This window comes from Enterococcus sp. AAFC-DPL-6103, assembly GCF_058216595.1.
Window position 1 is genome coordinate 526,318 of sequence record NZ_CM177102.1, and the last position, 17,040, is coordinate 543,357.

The following is a 17,040-nucleotide window of genomic DNA, read 5'->3' on the forward strand; positions in this document are numbered from 1 at the left end:
CGGGATGTTTTACAGAAAAAGAGGAGAAAACAAAATGAAGAAAATGAAGGTTGGATTTGCTGCACTCGTTTTTTTTGCTATGGCACTTTTTATTCCTGTAACAGTTCATGGACAAGAACAAGAACATTCAACACAGACGATGGTTTACTATCGAGCTTGGCGCGATAAAACGATGCAGGGTGTCAACACTAGTTTACCTGATGAAAATTGGTTGACAATGGATGACATTCCTTATGGTATCGACATTGTAAACATCTTTAGTTATGTACCAAAAGGAGAAGAAGACAAAGCAGCACCATTTTTTAAGGAATTGAAAGAACATTACGTACCTAACTTACATGCGCGTGGTGTGAAATTAACCAAAGCAATTGACTATTCCGAATTGTTGAAAGTCCCTTATGCTGGTTCATTTCCAACAGAACAAGAGTTTGATGCATATGCAAATCAATTACTAGATGAACACGTACGTGCTTTTGGTATTGATGGTCTTGATATTGATATGGAAACTTTCCCAAGTGCTGCAGACATTGCTCTTTCAGATGGTGTAATCAAAGCGTTAGCAAAATACATTGGACCACTGGCGAACAATGGCACCGTTTTTGTTTACGACACGAATGGCTCTAACTTAGCACCTTTACAAAATGTTGCATCAAGTTTTACCTATTTAGGATACCAACAGTATGGATCGGATGACACACGAACACAACGTGCAATCAATGATTATGCCAATATCATTGAAAAAGAGCGCTTTATGCCAGGTTTGACTTTCCCAGAAGAACAAGACAATAATCGTTGGTATGATACAAAAGAACCTTATGAGACAAGTAATATTTATAAAGTAGCAAAATTTACCGCAGATCATCAATTATATGGAATGTTTTTATATGCTTTGGATCGAGATGGGCGAACATATCATGCAGATGATTTGAATCATGTTGTGCCATCAAACTTTTTATGGACAAAAACGGCTATTTTGCAAGCAAAAGGATTCACTTTAGAGCAAGCAAAAAATATTGCGATCCATCATTGGAACCGAGTAAGCGAAGAAGGACCACTAAAAAATTCAGTCCTAGAAAAAATAAATTTGGCGCAATCTATTTATGAAGTGAACAAAGTATTATTAGGGTCAAGTAGCGACTTTATAAACGATGGCGCAAGCATCACCTATGATCCAATTTATGAATTAACACTTATGAAATAAAAAAAAGGTATGGCAAGTAGTTGCCATACCTTTTTTTCTATTTAGCTAGTGCGTCTGCAATTTCCTCTGTTCCTTCGGAAAGAACAATTGTCTTTCGAGAAAAAGCGGAAGTATCAACTAATTGACTTAAGAATGCAGCAACTGTTTGGCGACTGATTGTTTTAGCAGCTTGTTCACCAGGTTCAGTTAATTGAATGTGTGAAACCTTTTCCTCATTGGTCAAAGTAACTGGTTGAACAATAACATAATCTAAAGTTGTTTGATGCTTCAACCATTCGTCAGCATAGTGTTTCGTAATGTAGTAGTCGATCATTGAAGCAGGCCAGTTTGCTGGATTATCTGCAAAAACGGCACTAATCATTAGGTAACGTTTGACCTCAGCTTGTTCTGACGCACGAATGGTTTTGATTGCACCGTCAAGGTCGACTTGTAATAAGTTTTTTCCTTGAGAACCAGCAGCAAAAATAACTGTATCGATTTCTTTAAAAGCGTTGACCATTTCTGCTACAGTCCAAGTCAAATCAAATGGAACGTAAGTAACGTTGTTCGCTTCAATTAGTGATTGTTTAGCAACATCTCGAACACCAGCAATGATTTGGTGATCCGTCTTTGCAAGGTCTTCAATCAAGTGGCGACCAATTTGACCATTAGCGCCGACAACAAAAATATTCATAGGAATCTTCCTTTCCGTTCAATTTCTTTCGAACTCATAGTAACACGAAGTTATTTAAATGTTCAGTGTTAACCCTTGGAAGGGAATGAAAAAGAAAGATAATATATCAAAGTAGAAAATGAGTTGAATAGTCTAAGAATATTAGTCAAGACTTAATTTAGAGCCAATAAACTAATAAACTGATATTTATATAAAGCCTAGCAAATTTTTAGTATCCTCTCTGCGTAATTTAATTCTTTCTGACTATGAAATATTACCTTATAATGTGAGTTATTAATTATAGAAGTAATAGCTGTATGCTATATATTTTTTGTTAACGTTTACAAAAAATATGAGGGAGTGTTAAAATGAAAAAAGTTAAACTAATTATTACGATGTTGTCTTGTATGTTGCTACTGAGTATATTAGCCCCAGGTACTTCTCAAGTTATCTATGCTTCAGAAAATGATGATAGTATAGAAACAAATAAAATGTTTCAACCAGAGAAGATAACCATACTTGATTCAATCACTTATAGTAAAATATGCTGGTGCTGAAGTCAAAATGTGCTATGCAGTTCAAACTCTAGGTGATTATATAGTACCATTAGGTAATGGATGGTCAGAAAAATTTGTGAATGGTGGTATTAATGAGTACGCAACCACTAAGGCAGGTTTAGCAAACTTAAGAGATTATTTAGGCGGTGCCGCTGTAGGATTTGCTGTGAATGGGGCAGCCTATGGAGCGGTAATTGGTGGAGTTATGGGGGCTGTCGTCGGTGTTATTATTGGAGCTGGGATATTAAGTAATTGTTGTAATCAAGGACAGGCTGACATTAAAGCTATGATTAATAAAGGTAGAACAAAAGGTGGTGTTCGACTGACGTTAACAGCAGAATTTCCCATTTGTAGCCTTGATTCACAAACGCAATGTGCTATCTGATAATGTAATGATTATACGATAGCTGATAGGAGTTTACGTATATGTTTCCGATGAGAAATTTTCTGATCTTTTCGACTGTTTTTGTAGTAATATTACTGTTTATAAAATACTATAAAAATAATCGAAGAAAATAGTTTTCGACTATTTGGAAAGTAACTATTAAAAATCAAATACATAATGAACAATAAAAAATGGGAGTAAAGTTAATCATCTTTGCGTTTCACCGCTAAAGACGGTGGCAAAGACATTACGATATCAAAAAGAAATAGCTAGTCGTCTCGCTAAAGTGACGACTAGCTATTTCTTTTTGTCGTTTTTAAGCACAGCCACAATCAAACCAATCAATGCGATGGTAAACATACCAAAACCAAGAATGATTTGAATTGTTTCATATGCGGACAAAAGGGTTACTCCTTTCGTAGCGTCCGGTACTTATATTCATAAGCACCACCACCTTTCGAAAAGTAACCACCGTCATTCAACTTCACTGTCAAATTTGATTATAGCATAAACCTTCCTAAACATAAGTAAATGTTTGGGAAGGCTTTCTTTTTTATTGCTTTCTTTTGTTTAATGAATGTGAGAAAAGCTAGACTAATCATTCAGGGAGATCGTTTTTGAAGCTAAATGCTTTGCACTACAACCTTTTTCTACGGTGTTCAAGAAGTAACTCCTTCCAAATAAGCCTAAATTACTCAAAAATTTGGGAAGCAATTTCTGGTAATTTTTTCTTATTTATTGGAGCTGGGCACTTCTTTCACAACCTTTTACACGGTGTTCCCCAAGCAACTTCTCGAAATAATTCATAACTGTCCAAAAATATGGCAAGCTATTTTTGTCAGTTGCTCATTATTTTTTCGAAGCTGAACGCTTGGAGCCACAACCTTTTTTACAATTCTTGTGTAGGGTTTACCTTAATCAACTTAAGAAGAACACTTGCCACAGCTGCAGTTGCTAGTCCTGCAACAATTGCCTCAGGAATTCCACTAGTAAAGATCACAGCAAGAATCGCCGAGTAGACCGCATTTGCACTTGCACCAATTACCTGAGCATAATCTTGTTGGAATAAAAAATAAATCAAATTCATTACTAAAATCGTGTTTGTAAGTGAGCCGACCAATCCTGCGATAAATAAGGCAACAGGAGAAGTATTTCTCTTAGAAAAGCGCTTGATACCTAAATAAACAAAGTAGGGAACGATACCAATCAAAATTCTTGGAATAAAAACCACCAGCAATGCTTTCCAACTACCTTGAGTGGTACCAATCACAGGAACTAAAGGAGAAAAAACAAAGGAAAGTGGGGTTTGGATAATGGTGCTACGGATTAAGCTGATGAAGCCGAAGACCCCACCAAGAAATGCGCCTAATCTTGGCCCTAAAACGATTGATGCAATAATGACTGGAATATGCATCGTCGTTGCATTGATTGGACCAATCGGAATAAAACCGAGTGGTGTGACTGCTAGTAAGATAAGAATAGCTAAAAACATTGCGGTTAAAGTGAAATTTTTAGTGTTTTTCATCACTTTTCCTCCTCTACATTGTTCGTTGATTCAAGTGTAACAGCACTTGATCAATAATTATTTGGACATCTGCCAATGCGCCTTTGCCAAAATCACCACAAGCTAGTAGGGATTCTCTTGGTTCGATTTCTTGATAACCAACAGATTTCAAAGTGGTTAAGTTTCGTTGGTTGATTGGATTTGTGTACATGTTCGTGTTCATAGCTGGTGCAATCAATTTGGGTGTTTTTTGAGGTAAAGCAAGTGCAACTGTAGAAAGTAAATCATCCGCAATTCCATTTGCTAGCTTTCCAATGATATTGGCTGTTGCCGGAGCAACTAGAAAGAGGTCAGCTTGTTTTGCTAATTCAATATGGTTGATTACTTTAGGGTTAGCTTCTTGCATGACATCTGTGTGAATTGGACGTTTGGCTAAAGATTGTAAAGTTAACGGTGTAATGAAATGAGTGCTGCTTTCAGTCATGATGACTTCAACTTGATAACCTAACTTCGTCAATTGGTTGGTGATATCTGCACTTTTGTAGGCAGAGATACTTCCAGAAATACCAAGTAGAACAGTTTTCATTTAATCATCTCCTTTATTTTTTTGAACATTTGTAACAATCAGATCCGCAATTTCTTTTTTTGTAAATGCTTCAGTAACGGTTCCATCTGCTGCGAGTAAATACCCGTGATGGTGTTCTTGAGAAATTTCAGTTAAGTCATTAGCTAGAATGAAGTCAGTTTGATTTTTGACCAGACTTTGTTGCGCAATATTTAGTAAGTGTTCTTTTGAAACATCCACAAGTAACTTAAATCCAACAATACATGCAGTAGGTTGCCAGTTCCGCAAATAACTAATGATTTTGGGTGTTTTTTCTAAAACAATGACTAATTGATCTGTGTCAGAAGAAATTTTCTTGGCAGAGTTGTTGTCAGCTTGCTTTGTTTGGGTCAACCAGTTGTCAAAAGAAGTTTCAGTCACTTCATTTGTACCAAAACTTTCAATGAAATGCTCTTTTGACAAACTAATACTAGGGGTGAAATCACTGACAGCCATACTGTGAATGATGACGTCATATGTTTTTGTTTGTAAAAGTGTTTCTAGAGTTGTTAATAAATCATGTGTCGATTCAATCATATGCAAGTGAATCATGGTACTCGGCTTAGGTAACACACTGTTTTTGGTGGTGACATAGTCAATGATTGCTTCGGGGTTTTTCGAAAAAGCATCCGCGATTTGTTTACCTAGACGACCAGTTGAATGATTGATTATTGCACGTACTTGATCAATTTTTTCCGTGGTTCCACCAGCAGTTATCAAAATATTCATTATTCTTCACCTATATGAACTAAAGTTCTTCCTTGATGTGTTCCTGCCAACAATTGAGCAATTGTTTCTGGTAATTGGGCAAGCAAAATTTCTGTGACCAATAAGTCATTCGCAATTGCTAGTTCAGCCAATTGGTTCCAAATTTTTTCTCGTCGTTCATGAGGCACATTGACGGAGTCGATCCCAATCAACTGAATGTTTCGTAAAATAAAAGGTAAAACGGTTGTAGTTAATTCAATCCCACTGGCGTTGCCACACAACGCAGCAGCTCCATTATAAGAAATCAAAGGTAAAAGTTGACTCAATTGAGCGCCACCAACTGTGTCGATTACATAATCAACGGTTTGTTTTGCTAGTGGTTTTGGTTTTTCTGGTAAAAAAGCAGCTGGTTGAACAACTTGAGTTGCACCTAATTTTTTTAGCCAAGATGCAGCAGCTGTTTTCCGAGAAAGACCAGTGATAGTTGTAAAACCTAATTTATGTAGTAAAGCGATTGCTACACTACCTACACCGCCTGAAGCACCTGTGACTAACACGTGATTCGTTGGCTTCATTCCTTGTTCTAACAACGCATTGACTGCAAGAGCCGCAGTCAATCCAGCTGTTCCTAAAATCATTGCTTGTCGTGTACTTAATTGTTCAGGTAACTTGACTAGCCATTCACTTGGAACCGCTTGATATTGACTGTATCCACCAGGATGAGTAACGCCTAGTCCGTAGCCAGTAACTAAAACTTTTTCACCGGGTGAGAAGTGTTCAGTTGAACTTTTGATAACAGTTCCAGCTAAATCAATACCGGGTGTCATCGGGTAAGTCCGAATCACATTTCCAGATTCACTGCTAGCTAAAGCATCTTTATAGTTAACATCTGAGTAAGCAACTTTAACAAGCACTTCATTGTCTCTTAGATCAATGGATTCTTGCTCAATAATTTTTGCTTGAAATGTTGGTTCCTTTGTTACTTGAAAAGATTTAAAAGTTTCCATAATAAAATGAAACCTCCCTCAAAATTTTCTTATATCATACCATAAATACATCATTTTTTTCGGAGTTCTTTCTCTAAGCTTTTATAAAAAAATAGCGAATGCCTCCTGAAAATTTTTTTCTTTTCTCTAGACGTAAAATTCTTTTTTTTATCACACGTTTTTTTCTCAAAAAAATAAACTGAAAGGGTTGCGTTTTTTGTTAAAATTCGTATACTAATACAGGTGATTGTAAACTTTAAGTTTACTATTAGAAAACTTCCGTTGGAGGAAAAAATGGAAATTGGAGAAAAGTTACGAAATTTACGAATTCAAAAGAACTTGACACAAGAAGAACTTGGCGAACGGACAGATTTATCAAAAGGCTATATTTCTCAATTGGAAAGAGACTTGAGTTCGCCCTCAATGGAAACTTTTTTTTCCATACTCGAAGTCTTGGGTGTTTCACCAGAAGAATTTTTTCGCCAAGAGGCACCAAGCTTGCAGATCGTTTATTCAGCAGAAGACCATACGATTTATTTTGATGAAGAAAATGGGTATGAACTGGAATGGTTAGTTTCTGATTCAAATGAAAAAGAAATGGAACCTGTTCTCTTGACGTTTGAGTCAGTTGGTGAGTATAAGACATTTGAACCTTCTTTATCTGAAACGTTTATTTTTGTGTTAGAAGGGGAATTAGAGTTAATCTTAGGTGAGAAGAGTTATTTTGCGAAAGCTGGTCAGTCTGTTTATTATCAAGCGACGAAGCAACATCAGTTAAGAAATCACTTGACAACTAAGACGAAAGTATTGATTGTTGCGACAAAATCGTATTTATAAATTGGAGGTAGGAAGAAGTGGGGAAACCAATTATTGCGTTTGATCAAGTAGTGAAACGCTATGACGATGAAACGATTTTAAAAAAGGTTAGTTTTGAAATTGAACAAGGAAAATTTTATACATTATTAGGGCCTTCCGGATGTGGAAAAACAACGATTTTACGAATTATTGCTGGTTTTACGGAAGCGACTGAAGGGGATATTTATTTTGAAGGGAAACGACTAAACGATCTTCCTGCCAATAAACGTCAAGTAAATACCGTTTTTCAAGACTATGCATTATTTCCTCATATGAATGTATTTGATAATGTTGCTTTTGGCTTACAAATAAAAAAGATGCCTAAAGATGAAATTCGAAAAAAAGTGACTGACGCACTAAGAATGGTCCAACTTCCTGGCTACGAAACGAGAGAAATCAGTGAAATGTCTGGTGGACAAAGGCAGCGTGTCGCGATCGCACGCGCCATCGTTAATGAGCCCAAAGTCTTGTTACTCGATGAGCCATTGTCTGCTTTGGATTTAAAATTACGAACAGATATGCAATATGAATTACGCGAATTGCAACAGCGTTTAGGAATCACTTTTATTTTTGTGACACATGACCAAGAAGAAGCTTTGGCAATGAGTGACGAAATTTTTGTTATGAATAAAGGAAAAATTGTTCAAAGTGGTACACCAGTGGACATTTATGATGAACCAATCAATCATTTTGTTGCTGATTTTGTTGGAGAAAGTAATATTGTTGATGGTGTGATGATTGAGGACAACTTAGTTGAATTTGTTGGAAAACAATTTGAGTGTGTGGATGGTGGAATGCGTCCAAATGAACCGGTCGAAGTTGTTTTACGCCCAGAAGATTTGAATATTACGACACCTGACAAAGGAAAATTAGTTGTTACTGTAGATACTCAGTTATTTCGTGGCGTACACTATGAAATTATTTGTTTCGATGAACAGCACAATGAATGGATGGTTCACTCAACGAAGAAAGCCAAAGAAGGAAGTAAAGTAGGCCTTTCTTTTGAACCAGAAGATATCCATGTTATGCGTTTCAATGAATCAGAGGAAGACTTTGATGCACGACTAGAAAGCTATGAAGAGTAAGGAGGCTGTGTCATGAAAACAATGCGAAGAATTTATTCAGTCCCTTATATGCTTTGGTTAGGATTATTTGTAATTGCACCAGTTATTATGATTATTTATCAATCATTTTTTGACATGAATGGACACTTTACTTTAGCAAATTATGCTACGTACTTTACTTCAGGAACCTATCTTTGGATGACTTTCAACTCTGTTTGGTATGCGTTGTTGATTACAGTTTTTGCGTTGTTGATTAGTTATCCGACAGCTTATTTTTTGACTAAATTGAAACATAAGCAATTGTGGTTGATGCTGATTATTTTGCCCACATGGGTCAACTTATTGCTGAAAGCTTATGCGTTTATTGGGATTTTTAGCATCAATGGAAGCGTTAATCACTTTTTTGATTTCATGGGTATTGGAACTAAGCAAATCTTATTTACAGATGTGAGTTTCTTATTTGTTGCCACTTATATTGAGATTCCGTTTATGATCATGCCGATTTTTAACGCATTAGAAGAGTTGAATCCATCGTTAATTAGTGCAAGTCGAGATTTAGGAGCAAATAATCTAGAAACATTTCGTCGAGTGATTTTTCCTTTATCTTTAAACGGTGTGAAAAGTGGTGTCCAGGCAGTATTTATCCCTTCACTTTCTTTATTCATGTTGACGCGATTAATTGGAGGAAACCGTGTGATCACGTTGGGGACAGCAATTGAACAACACTTCTTGGTTACCCAGAATTGGGGAATGGGTTCGACGATTGGCGTCATTTTGATTATTGCGATGTTTGTGGTCATGCTTTTAACAGGTGAGAAGAAAAAAGGAGGGCGCTCTTAATGAAAAAATTCAAGTGGTCTTATGTTTATCTAGCCATTGTTTTTTTATTGTTGTATTTGCCAATCTTTTATTTGATTTTCTACTCCTTTAATGACGGCGGCTCTATGACAAGTTTCACTGGCTTTACTTGGGAAAATTACCAAGCGGTTTTTGAAGACACGCGTTTGATTATTATTGTGCTGAACACCTTCATGCTTGCCTTTTTGTCTGCGCTATTGGCGACAATCATTGGGACTTTTGGAGCAATGGGAATCTATTACACGAAAAAAAGAAGATCACGGACAGCATTGTTGAGTATGAATAATATTTTATTGGTTTCACCAGATGTTATTATTGGTGCTAGCTTTTTGATCTTTTTCACTTTGCTTGGCTTTGGTTTAGGATTTCAAAGTGTGTTACTTTCACACATTGCTTTTAGTATCCCGATCGTTGTGTTGATGGTATTGCCAAAATTACAAGAAATGAACGATTCTATGGTGGATGCTGCTCGAGATTTAGGTGCCAATAATCTGCAGGTAGTGAAAAATATCATTTTACCTTTTCTTTCTCCTGGGATCATTGCAGGGTATTTCATGGCGTTTACTTATTCATTGGATGATTTTGCTGTGACGTTCTTTGTTACGGGTAACGGGTTCACTACCTTGTCAGTGGAGATTTATTCTCGTGCGCGTCAAGGAATTAGTTTGGAAATCAATGCGTTGAGTGCACTTGTTTTCTTGTTTTCAATGATTCTAGTAATTGGTTATTATTTTATTAGTAAAGAAAACAGTCCAAAAAGAGGCAAAAAAAATCGTCGCGTGCGTGAGGAGGTGGCAAAACTACAATGAAAAATTTGCAATCTTTATTTTTTGGCATCGTGATGATTATTGTTGTTTTGTTATTCGGCGTTCATCAATTGGAAAAATCAAGTGGTATGGCAAATGCTAAAATTTTAACGATTTACAATTGGGGTGACTATATTGATCCTAGTTTGTTAACTAAATTTGAAAAAGAATATGGCTATAAAGTCAACTACGAAACATTTGACTCAAACGAAGCAATGTTCACGAAAATCCAACAAGGTGGAACGAATTATGATATTGCGATTCCAAGTGAATACATGATTCAAAAAATGATAAAAGAAGATTTATTGCTGCCACTGGATCATTCCAAAATCACTGGATTAAATAATATCAACCCTCGATTTTTAGATTTGGCTTTTGATGAAGGAAACAAATACTCGATTCCTTATTTTTGGGGAACGTTAGGAATTGTTTACAACGATCGATTTTTAGATGCAAAACAAATGCAACACTGGGACGATTTATGGCAACCAAAAATAAAAGATAGCTTGATGTTGATTGATGGGGCCAGAGAAGTGATGGGGCTTTCTTTAAATAGTTTGGGCTATTCTTTGAATAGTAAAAATCTTTCAGAGCTAAATGAAGCTGCAGATAAATTGAATCAGTTAACACCAAATGTCAAAGCAATCGTAGCGGATGAAATCAAAATGTACATGATTAACGAAGAAGCATCAGTTGCGGTAACTTTCTCGGGAGAAGCAGCCGACATGATGTCAGAAAACGATCATTTACATTATGTTATTCCCACAGAAGGCTCAAATTTATGGTTTGATAACATTGTGATGCCAAAGACCGCAAAAAATACGGAAGGTGCCTACGATTTTATCAATTTTATGCTTAAACCAGAAAATGCAGCTCAAAATGCAGAGTATATTGGGTATTCGACGCCAAACGCTGCGGCTAAGAAACTATTACCAAAAGAAATTTCTGGTGATAAGCAATTCTATCCATCAGATGAAACGATTGCCCATCTGGAAGTCTATGAGGATCTTGGTCCTAAATATTTGAGCATCTATAATGATCTGTTTTTGGAATTCAAAATGTATCGCAAATGATGGCAAAACTCAGTAAAACTGGCGAAAACTCAAGGGTTAAAAGCCTTTGTTGACGTGCTTTTAAAAGCTCAGTTTTCCAATTTTCTACCAAAAGCGTCTTTTTAGGCGCTTTTTTCGTGTTATTTTATTTTTTCTACCAGTAATTTTCTACCAGAGAAATAGCCGACGAAACACTTGGTGTGTCTGACTTTATTCCCTGTTTTTTAAATAGAAAAAAAGCAATAAAAAAGTAGCTAATAGCCTAATTATTGCTTTTCAATAGGTTAGAAATGGAAATGAGCTATAACTGTTGGTTTAATGCGCTTTTAGATATTGTAAATGGATTACAATTTAATTAAATTTATAAGAACTGTGATAAAAGTGTGACATTTACAAAATTTAAAGATGTAATTATAAATACATTATGAATAGAAGTGGTATATTTTGACTTGATTTTTTTGATAAACTAACTAAAGATGTCAATGAGTAATATAGATTGATGTATTTTAATCATTATTACTTTAGAATTATTTTTATGGTATAATTTTCATGTGAAAAAATACACATTTTGGAGGGTTATATGAAAAAAATCGGTTTAGTATTAGGATTTATTGGTATTTTAATGATTTCGGGATGTAGTAAGTCTAAAGATATTACAGAATATGTAGATGTTAGCTTTTCTGGAATTGATACGAAGGGTGTTGCTACTTATAATGTAAATACTGATAAGCTATTGAAGGATACTCTGAATTATGACGGTGATACGGATTTTCCAGATGAAAAAACTAAAAAAGAGATAGATGCTATTTTAAATAATTATAAAATTAAATTGAATAAAGATGAAAATTTATCTAATGGCGATAAAGTAAAGTTAGTTGCTAATGTTGATAGCGAAAAGACTAATAAGATTAAGTCTGGTGAAAAAACAATAGTGGTTAAGGATTTAGAAAAACCTAAAGAGTTAAAAACTCAAGATGTAGAAAAAAAATTGGTTGTCAATTTTATTGGAACTAGTGGACGTGGAACTGCTCAAATTGATAATACTTTTGATGATGAACTTAGTTATATTGAGTTTGAGATTAATAATGATGGAGAATTAAAAAATGGAGATAAAGCAACCATAAATACATCTAAAGAATTAACTGATGAACTAATGAATATAGGTTACGTTCTGGATAAAAATTTCTCGCCTTCTTTTGAAGTTACGGGACTTGAGGAGGTAGCAGAAAAAGCAACAGAAATTACTAATATTGATGATATTAAACGTATGATTGATGAGGGTGTTAAGAGAAGATATAAGAGTTCAGAAGAGAATAAATATTCTTGGGATACTCAATATGATATTAAAGAAGAAAAATTAATGTACCGTCAATTTAGTAAAGATGAAGATACTAGTAATAGTTGGATGAATAAAGGCGGTAACGGTAATTTAATAAAAATATTTACAATTAAGTCCTATTCTGGAGGGACTGAGGGCAAATTAAAAGAGACAGAAACGGTCATTTTTGGCTATAGTAATATTATATTAAATGATAAAAAAGAAGCAAATGTAGCAGAAATAACAAAAATTATAGACACAAAAGATGATACTTATTCATTGGAATCAGTAATTAAACTTTATGAAGGTTATGGATACACAGAAGTTGAGTAATGTAAAAAACAAGTGTCTGCAGATTTTAATCTTAGGCACTTGTTTTTATTTATAGAAAAACATTAAAAATTTTTGTTGTTTCTATATATACTTAATTATTTCCCATTTTAATAGTTGCTCCGATGTTTGATATATATTTGAATGGAAAGAATCTAGAAAATAATAGATCATGGTTTTTTACTTGAAAACCGTAAGAAGTTTTTTTCTATTCCCATACCTAAAGTTATTTGAGAATTTCTGAGCAAAGTTTGGTGTTAGATGTTTCTCGAAAATTAAATATTCTTTAATTCTATTATGTAAGGCGGATTTACTCATAAAAAAGTAATTAGCAACTTCTTCAAAAGTAGAAAATTTGTGTAGGGCGTATTCTAACGCATAATCATTTGCCATTAGAATACTTGCTCCTATGTTTGCTCTATATTCTTTGGGTAAATCTTCTGGAAAATAGCCATTTTCTGAAATCATGTCTGAAAATGTGTGACCCTCTTCTGCAAAAGGAATATCTTTATAAAAGTGAACAATTTCGTGCATTGTTGTAAAATTTTTTCTTTCGGGGAATAAATTTTTATTTATGGTAATTAAGACCTCATCAAATATTTTAGAAGTTGAACCTAACATTTTATTGCATAACTGTTCTTTAAAGTCATACTGAATAATTTCGATATCATTTGTTTCAGTTACATAATTTTCTATATCAAAGCATTTAATTGTATTTATATCCTTTGAATAGTATTTACTGGCTTTCGATGCTAGTTCATTTGCTAAATCAGACGCTTCAAAATATATATCTTCATAAATAAAATCCAATGCAACAACCACCTATCAATTGTTCTTTTTGCGATCTTTTTTTTCTTTCGCTTTTTTTATAAGAAATTCCATGTAATCATTTAATTCTTCTTCAAGTTGTTCTATATCTTTAATATCCATATCAGCAGTATTTAACCTGAAATGAGAAATAATACTTTGTCCTATATTGCTTTGATCTTGTGGATCGTTTCTATTGTTAGTTCTACCTAATAAATAGTCTGTAGATACATTATACAAACTAGCAATTTTAGTAATCATTTCAGAATCAGGTTCTCTAGTGCCATATTCCCAATTTGCATATGTTCCTAAATTATTCAAATTCAATTTTTTGGCTACATATGTTTTAGTCCATTCTTTTTCTTCACGTAATAACTTTAGTCTTTCAGCTAGTGTTTCCAATAAAGTTCTCCCCCTTACGCTTAATTATAAACGCTTTGAAAATAAAATGGTAAAAGTTAAACAAAAAGTGTTGACTATTTTATTATGCAACTGTATCATGAGGATAAGTTAAACAAAAAGTTTAACATTTTGGCAAGAATAAACAAAAAAGCATTCACGAGAAGAAAATGAATTTCTTTTTCGCAAACGCTCAAATAAAATCTAGACAATTTCATTTGAGCGTGATTTGACGAATTAAAACAAAAATGAACTTTTCAATAAAGATATGACAGGGTTGGAAATTTATAAAGAATTATCTTTTTGATATTCTTGTTCTAATTCTTTTATGGCAGTATTTATGTTCATATCAAATTCAAGATTTATTAAATTGATCTGTTCATTTATTGGACGATCCAGAGTACCCTTTAGTAAGGTAGAGGCTATTTCAATTTGCACTTTTTCAGGAGCATTCATGATTTGCCGATTAAACTCAGTTTTTTGTTTAATATATTGTAAAAGTCGTCTTTCAGAATCTAAGATATTGAGAATATTTGCTTCTTCGTAAAGTTCTACTTTTTTAATTTGTTTCAATTTTTCTTGAATATCAACATATTCTGTTTTTAGTAGTAATGATTCAAGAGGAACATTCAGTGTTTCTGATAACTCTTGCAAAATTCGCTCGTCAGGAAAAGTTGCTCCATTTTCGTAGTTAATAATAGTTCGTTTAGATATTTCAAGTTTTTTTGCTAACTGATCTTGAGTTAACTTTCTATCTTTTCTAATTCTTCGTAAATTTTCTGGAAAATCAACAAAGTTATAATACATAAAAAAAACCTCCGCTTTCACATATTTCACTTTTTTATATTTTTTAATTGACAAGTGAAAAATAGTGAAATATAATGATTATATCAAGTTGATGGTTTACCATTGTTTCTACTTTATAAAAGTATTTTATCAGAGATAGAATACTTTTATAAGGCAAGAAAGCCTTTTAAATTCAAATAAACAAAAAAGCATTCGCGAGAAGAAAATGAATTTCTGTTTCGCAAACGCTCAGAATAAATCTAGACAATTTCATTCTAAGCGATTTGACGAAATAATACAAGGATGAATTTTCATTCAAGGTTATAAGTCTTTTTGGGGTGAGGTATGTCAGCCCATGAATGAGATACAAGCTGGCAATGGAATCTGTAAATAGAGCCATGCTAATGACTAATTTGGGATAAAAGGTTTCTGGCTTATATTAAGGACTAGGTTTTCTGTTTTGACTACAAAATGTGGTAGGGCGTTGAAAACATTGGAGTAATTTCCGCTTGATATATGATGGGTGTTTATTTTAAATAGTCAAATTATTTCTTATAACCATGTCGTGATGACACGTTGGAAATAGTTGCTCGAACCAAGTTGAAAGGAAAGACTTGATTTTGGCTTAGCAAAAGGAGGAGTGTTGTTTAGCGTATGTGGTAGGTCTATCTAATGTGCCGTGATGTGAATAAATTTCACTAGCCGTTGAAGAATTGATTCTATGAAATGAATGGATATAAGTCTATTTCATAGCTTAGGCGAACTTTTAGGCTGTATCAAACAAACATTCTACTACCACGAAAAAGAATCATAAAATGTATTAGGTTTCTATTTTTCATTTGTTGGAAAATATTTTTTCTGAAAGGAATAGTAAACTTAATTTAATAATAAATATATAAACACAGCTAGTTTTCTGGTTGTGTTTTTTGTTTGTAAAAAATAAAAATATAGTGGTAAAAACAGGAACTACTATCAATAAAAACATTGAAAGAAGGAATTATTTTGGCAAATCGTATTCAAGAAGTAGCTTTGAATGAAAAGCAATTAGGCAATAAAATTAAAGCAGTATTTCGTGCAGAACGAGATATGTATGTAAATGGGAGCCCAATTCGAGGTCGGGTGTTTTCGGCTTCTAGTGCGCAACAACGTGATTTTGAAATTTTTGTTCCCGGTTTAAGAAATTCACAGTTCTTTGATGGTCGAGAAGAGGTAAGTTTGGTTGATCCAGTTGTTCGTATTAGTGCAAAACGTAACAATATTGGGAATAGTCGCTCGTTAGATTTGGTAGTCTATGCGAAAAGATTGGAAGTTGCAGGAGGAAGTAAATAATGGGATTGAATTTCAAAGATAATACAATTGAAGATATTGATGTTAAAAAGACTTTTGGAAAAATGAATTTTTTAGAAGTTGAACAAATTTTTGAACGTGATGCAGATAATCGTGTAACTGAAATTGTACGTGAGCAACGTGTAACTATTTACTCTGAAAAGTTAAACGATCAAGTAGAGATTGCTATTGCTCCAGATTACAACGTAAAAGGTATTGATTATGATGATGAAATTGAATTGACAGGCAATGTCACTGCTCGTGCGTGGTTAAGCACATACGAAGGTTACAACAATTCTGTACAATCAGAACAAGCTTTTAAAATTCGGGCAAGTGGTGTAAAAAAAGCAGGAGTTTCACCTACACCAGTTCAACCAACTAAGGAAAAATAGTTAAGGTAACATTATATTAGGACGAACGGTTGCTCCGTTAACAGCAAGTAAAAGGACATTCTTATGAGTGTCCTTTTTTATTATTGATTTGTGTCAGTAAGTCTTATTGATAGACATTAGTAATAAAAAATAGGAGGTCATGATGGAGGAGGAAATTCTCAGGGTTATGTCACATAGACATGTTAAAAAAATCAATTTAACTGATTATATGGATGTGTTTATTAGTACAGAGTCTGACAAAAGAAAACTGCTAGGGAGTATTAAAAACTTTACTCGTTTACGCAAGATTTATGTTCAACAAGAAGGACGTATTGTTACGTATCTTGAAAAAGTTTAGTAATAGTTTTAGAAGAAAACATTGTTAAATTTGAGAAGAATAATTTTTGAAAACTTGTAAAACACAAAATAAAGAGGTGAGAGTAATTTGGATTGTAAAGTTAAGATTCGTGG

The 17,040-nt window shown here is 33.9% G+C and carries 20 protein-coding genes; 11 read left to right on the forward strand and 9 right to left on the reverse strand.

Annotated features, from left to right (window positions below; all coding sequences use genetic code 11):
* Positions 1-34: 34 nt before the first annotated feature.
* Positions 35-1,201, forward strand: coding sequence for an EndoS/ChiA family endoglycosidase (locus AC4BC3_RS02550; protein WP_490466888.1), 1,167 nt, complete (start codon positions 35-37; stop codon positions 1,199-1,201).
* Positions 1,202-1,238: 37 nt separating this feature from the next.
* On the opposite strand, the gene AC4BC3_RS02555 is transcribed toward AC4BC3_RS02550, so the two are convergent.
* Entirely contained in the window at positions 1,239-1,874 is a 636-nt protein-coding gene (locus AC4BC3_RS02555; RefSeq protein ID WP_490466889.1) for an SDR family oxidoreductase, read from the reverse strand.
* Positions 1,875-2,372: 498 nt separating this feature from the next.
* On the opposite strand from AC4BC3_RS02555, the gene AC4BC3_RS02560 reads away from it, so the two are divergent.
* On the forward strand, positions 2,373-2,795 hold the full coding sequence (locus AC4BC3_RS02560) for a glycine zipper family protein (RefSeq protein WP_490466890.1): 423 nt from the start codon (positions 2,373-2,375) through the stop codon (positions 2,793-2,795).
* 297 nt (positions 2,796-3,092) lie between these two features.
* On the opposite strand, the gene AC4BC3_RS02565 is transcribed toward AC4BC3_RS02560, so the two are convergent.
* From AC4BC3_RS02565 to AC4BC3_RS02585, 5 genes are all read right to left on the reverse strand, one after another.
* Positions 3,093-3,197 carry a putative holin-like toxin gene (locus tag AC4BC3_RS02565; RefSeq protein ID WP_490466891.1) on the reverse strand — a complete coding sequence of 35 codons (105 nt, stop codon included), beginning with the start codon at positions 3,195-3,197 and terminating at the stop codon, positions 3,093-3,095.
* 487 nt (positions 3,198-3,684) lie between these two features.
* Positions 3,685-4,320, reverse strand: coding sequence for an ECF transporter S component (locus AC4BC3_RS02570; protein WP_490466892.1), 636 nt, complete (start codon positions 4,318-4,320; stop codon positions 3,685-3,687).
* 13 nt (positions 4,321-4,333) lie between these two features.
* Positions 4,334-4,885, reverse strand: coding sequence for a phosphopantothenoylcysteine decarboxylase (gene coaC / locus AC4BC3_RS02575; RefSeq protein WP_490466893.1), 552 nt, complete (start codon positions 4,883-4,885; stop codon positions 4,334-4,336).
* Complete coding sequence (locus AC4BC3_RS02580) at positions 4,886-5,632, reverse strand: phosphopantothenate--cysteine ligase (RefSeq protein ID WP_490466894.1); 747 nt, start codon at positions 5,630-5,632, stop codon at positions 4,886-4,888. It lies immediately after the preceding gene.
* Entirely contained in the window at positions 5,632-6,618 is a 987-nt protein-coding gene (locus AC4BC3_RS02585; RefSeq protein WP_490466895.1) for an acrylyl-CoA reductase family protein, read from the reverse strand. The genes AC4BC3_RS02580 and AC4BC3_RS02585 overlap by 1 nt, the downstream gene beginning before the upstream one ends.
* Before the next feature lie 273 nt (positions 6,619-6,891).
* Between AC4BC3_RS02585 and AC4BC3_RS02590 the strand changes: the two genes are divergently transcribed.
* The 6 genes from AC4BC3_RS02590 (at position 6,892) to AC4BC3_RS02615 (ending at position 12,883) form a co-directional block, all read left to right on the forward strand.
* Positions 6,892-7,434 (forward strand): helix-turn-helix domain-containing protein, encoded by a 543-nt coding sequence (locus AC4BC3_RS02590; RefSeq protein WP_206907049.1) that lies wholly within the window; start codon positions 6,892-6,894, stop codon positions 7,432-7,434.
* Between the two features lie 17 nt (positions 7,435-7,451).
* Positions 7,452-8,537: a polyamine ABC transporter ATP-binding protein gene (locus AC4BC3_RS02595; protein ID WP_206907050.1), complete on the forward strand. Its 1,086-nt coding sequence runs from the start codon at positions 7,452-7,454 to the stop codon at positions 8,535-8,537.
* A gap of 12 nt (positions 8,538-8,549) precedes the next feature.
* A complete protein-coding gene (locus AC4BC3_RS02600) occupies positions 8,550-9,356 on the forward strand; it encodes an ABC transporter permease (RefSeq protein WP_206907053.1) in 807 nt (268 codons plus the stop codon).
* Positions 9,356-10,183, forward strand: a complete 828-nt coding sequence (locus tag AC4BC3_RS02605; protein ID WP_206898708.1) for an ABC transporter permease — start codon at positions 9,356-9,358, stop codon at positions 10,181-10,183. Before AC4BC3_RS02600 ends, AC4BC3_RS02605 begins: the two co-directional genes overlap by 1 nt.
* Positions 10,180-11,253, forward strand: a complete 1,074-nt coding sequence (locus AC4BC3_RS02610) for an ABC transporter substrate-binding protein (RefSeq protein WP_206907054.1) — start codon at positions 10,180-10,182, stop codon at positions 11,251-11,253. Before AC4BC3_RS02605 ends, AC4BC3_RS02610 begins: the two co-directional genes overlap by 4 nt.
* A 559-nt stretch (positions 11,254-11,812) precedes the next feature.
* Positions 11,813-12,883, forward strand: a complete 1,071-nt coding sequence (locus tag AC4BC3_RS02615; protein WP_490466896.1) for a hypothetical protein — start codon at positions 11,813-11,815, stop codon at positions 12,881-12,883.
* 177 nt (positions 12,884-13,060) lie between these two features.
* Here the strand turns inward: AC4BC3_RS02615 and AC4BC3_RS02620 are convergent, their stop codons facing one another.
* The 3 genes from AC4BC3_RS02620 to AC4BC3_RS02630 form a co-directional block, all read right to left on the reverse strand.
* On the reverse strand, positions 13,061-13,690 hold the full coding sequence (locus tag AC4BC3_RS02620; RefSeq protein WP_490466897.1) for an ImmA/IrrE family metallo-endopeptidase: 630 nt from the start codon (positions 13,688-13,690) through the stop codon (positions 13,061-13,063).
* 15 nt (positions 13,691-13,705) lie between these two features.
* Positions 13,706-14,089 (reverse strand): helix-turn-helix domain-containing protein, encoded by a 384-nt coding sequence (locus tag AC4BC3_RS02625; protein ID WP_490466898.1) that lies wholly within the window; start codon positions 14,087-14,089, stop codon positions 13,706-13,708.
* 282 nt (positions 14,090-14,371) lie between these two features.
* Positions 14,372-14,893, reverse strand: a complete 522-nt coding sequence (locus AC4BC3_RS02630; protein WP_490466899.1) for a helix-turn-helix domain-containing protein — start codon at positions 14,891-14,893, stop codon at positions 14,372-14,374.
* Positions 14,894-15,874: 981 nt separating this feature from the next.
* Here AC4BC3_RS02630 and AC4BC3_RS02635 point away from each other — a divergent pair.
* The 3 genes from AC4BC3_RS02635 to AC4BC3_RS02645 all read left to right on the forward strand — a co-directional run bounded on the left by AC4BC3_RS02635 (position 15,875) and on the right by AC4BC3_RS02645 (position 16,927).
* Positions 15,875-16,201 carry a hypothetical protein gene (locus tag AC4BC3_RS02635; protein ID WP_490466900.1) on the forward strand — a complete coding sequence of 109 codons (327 nt, stop codon included), beginning with the start codon at positions 15,875-15,877 and terminating at the stop codon, positions 16,199-16,201.
* Positions 16,201-16,590: a DUF961 family protein gene (locus tag AC4BC3_RS02640; RefSeq protein ID WP_490466901.1), complete on the forward strand. Its 390-nt coding sequence runs from the start codon at positions 16,201-16,203 to the stop codon at positions 16,588-16,590. The genes AC4BC3_RS02635 and AC4BC3_RS02640 overlap by 1 nt, the downstream gene beginning before the upstream one ends.
* Before the next feature lie 166 nt (positions 16,591-16,756).
* Entirely contained in the window at positions 16,757-16,927 is a 171-nt protein-coding gene (locus AC4BC3_RS02645) for a hypothetical protein (protein ID WP_490466902.1), read from the forward strand.
* The last annotated feature ends 113 nt before the right edge of the window (positions 16,928-17,040 follow it).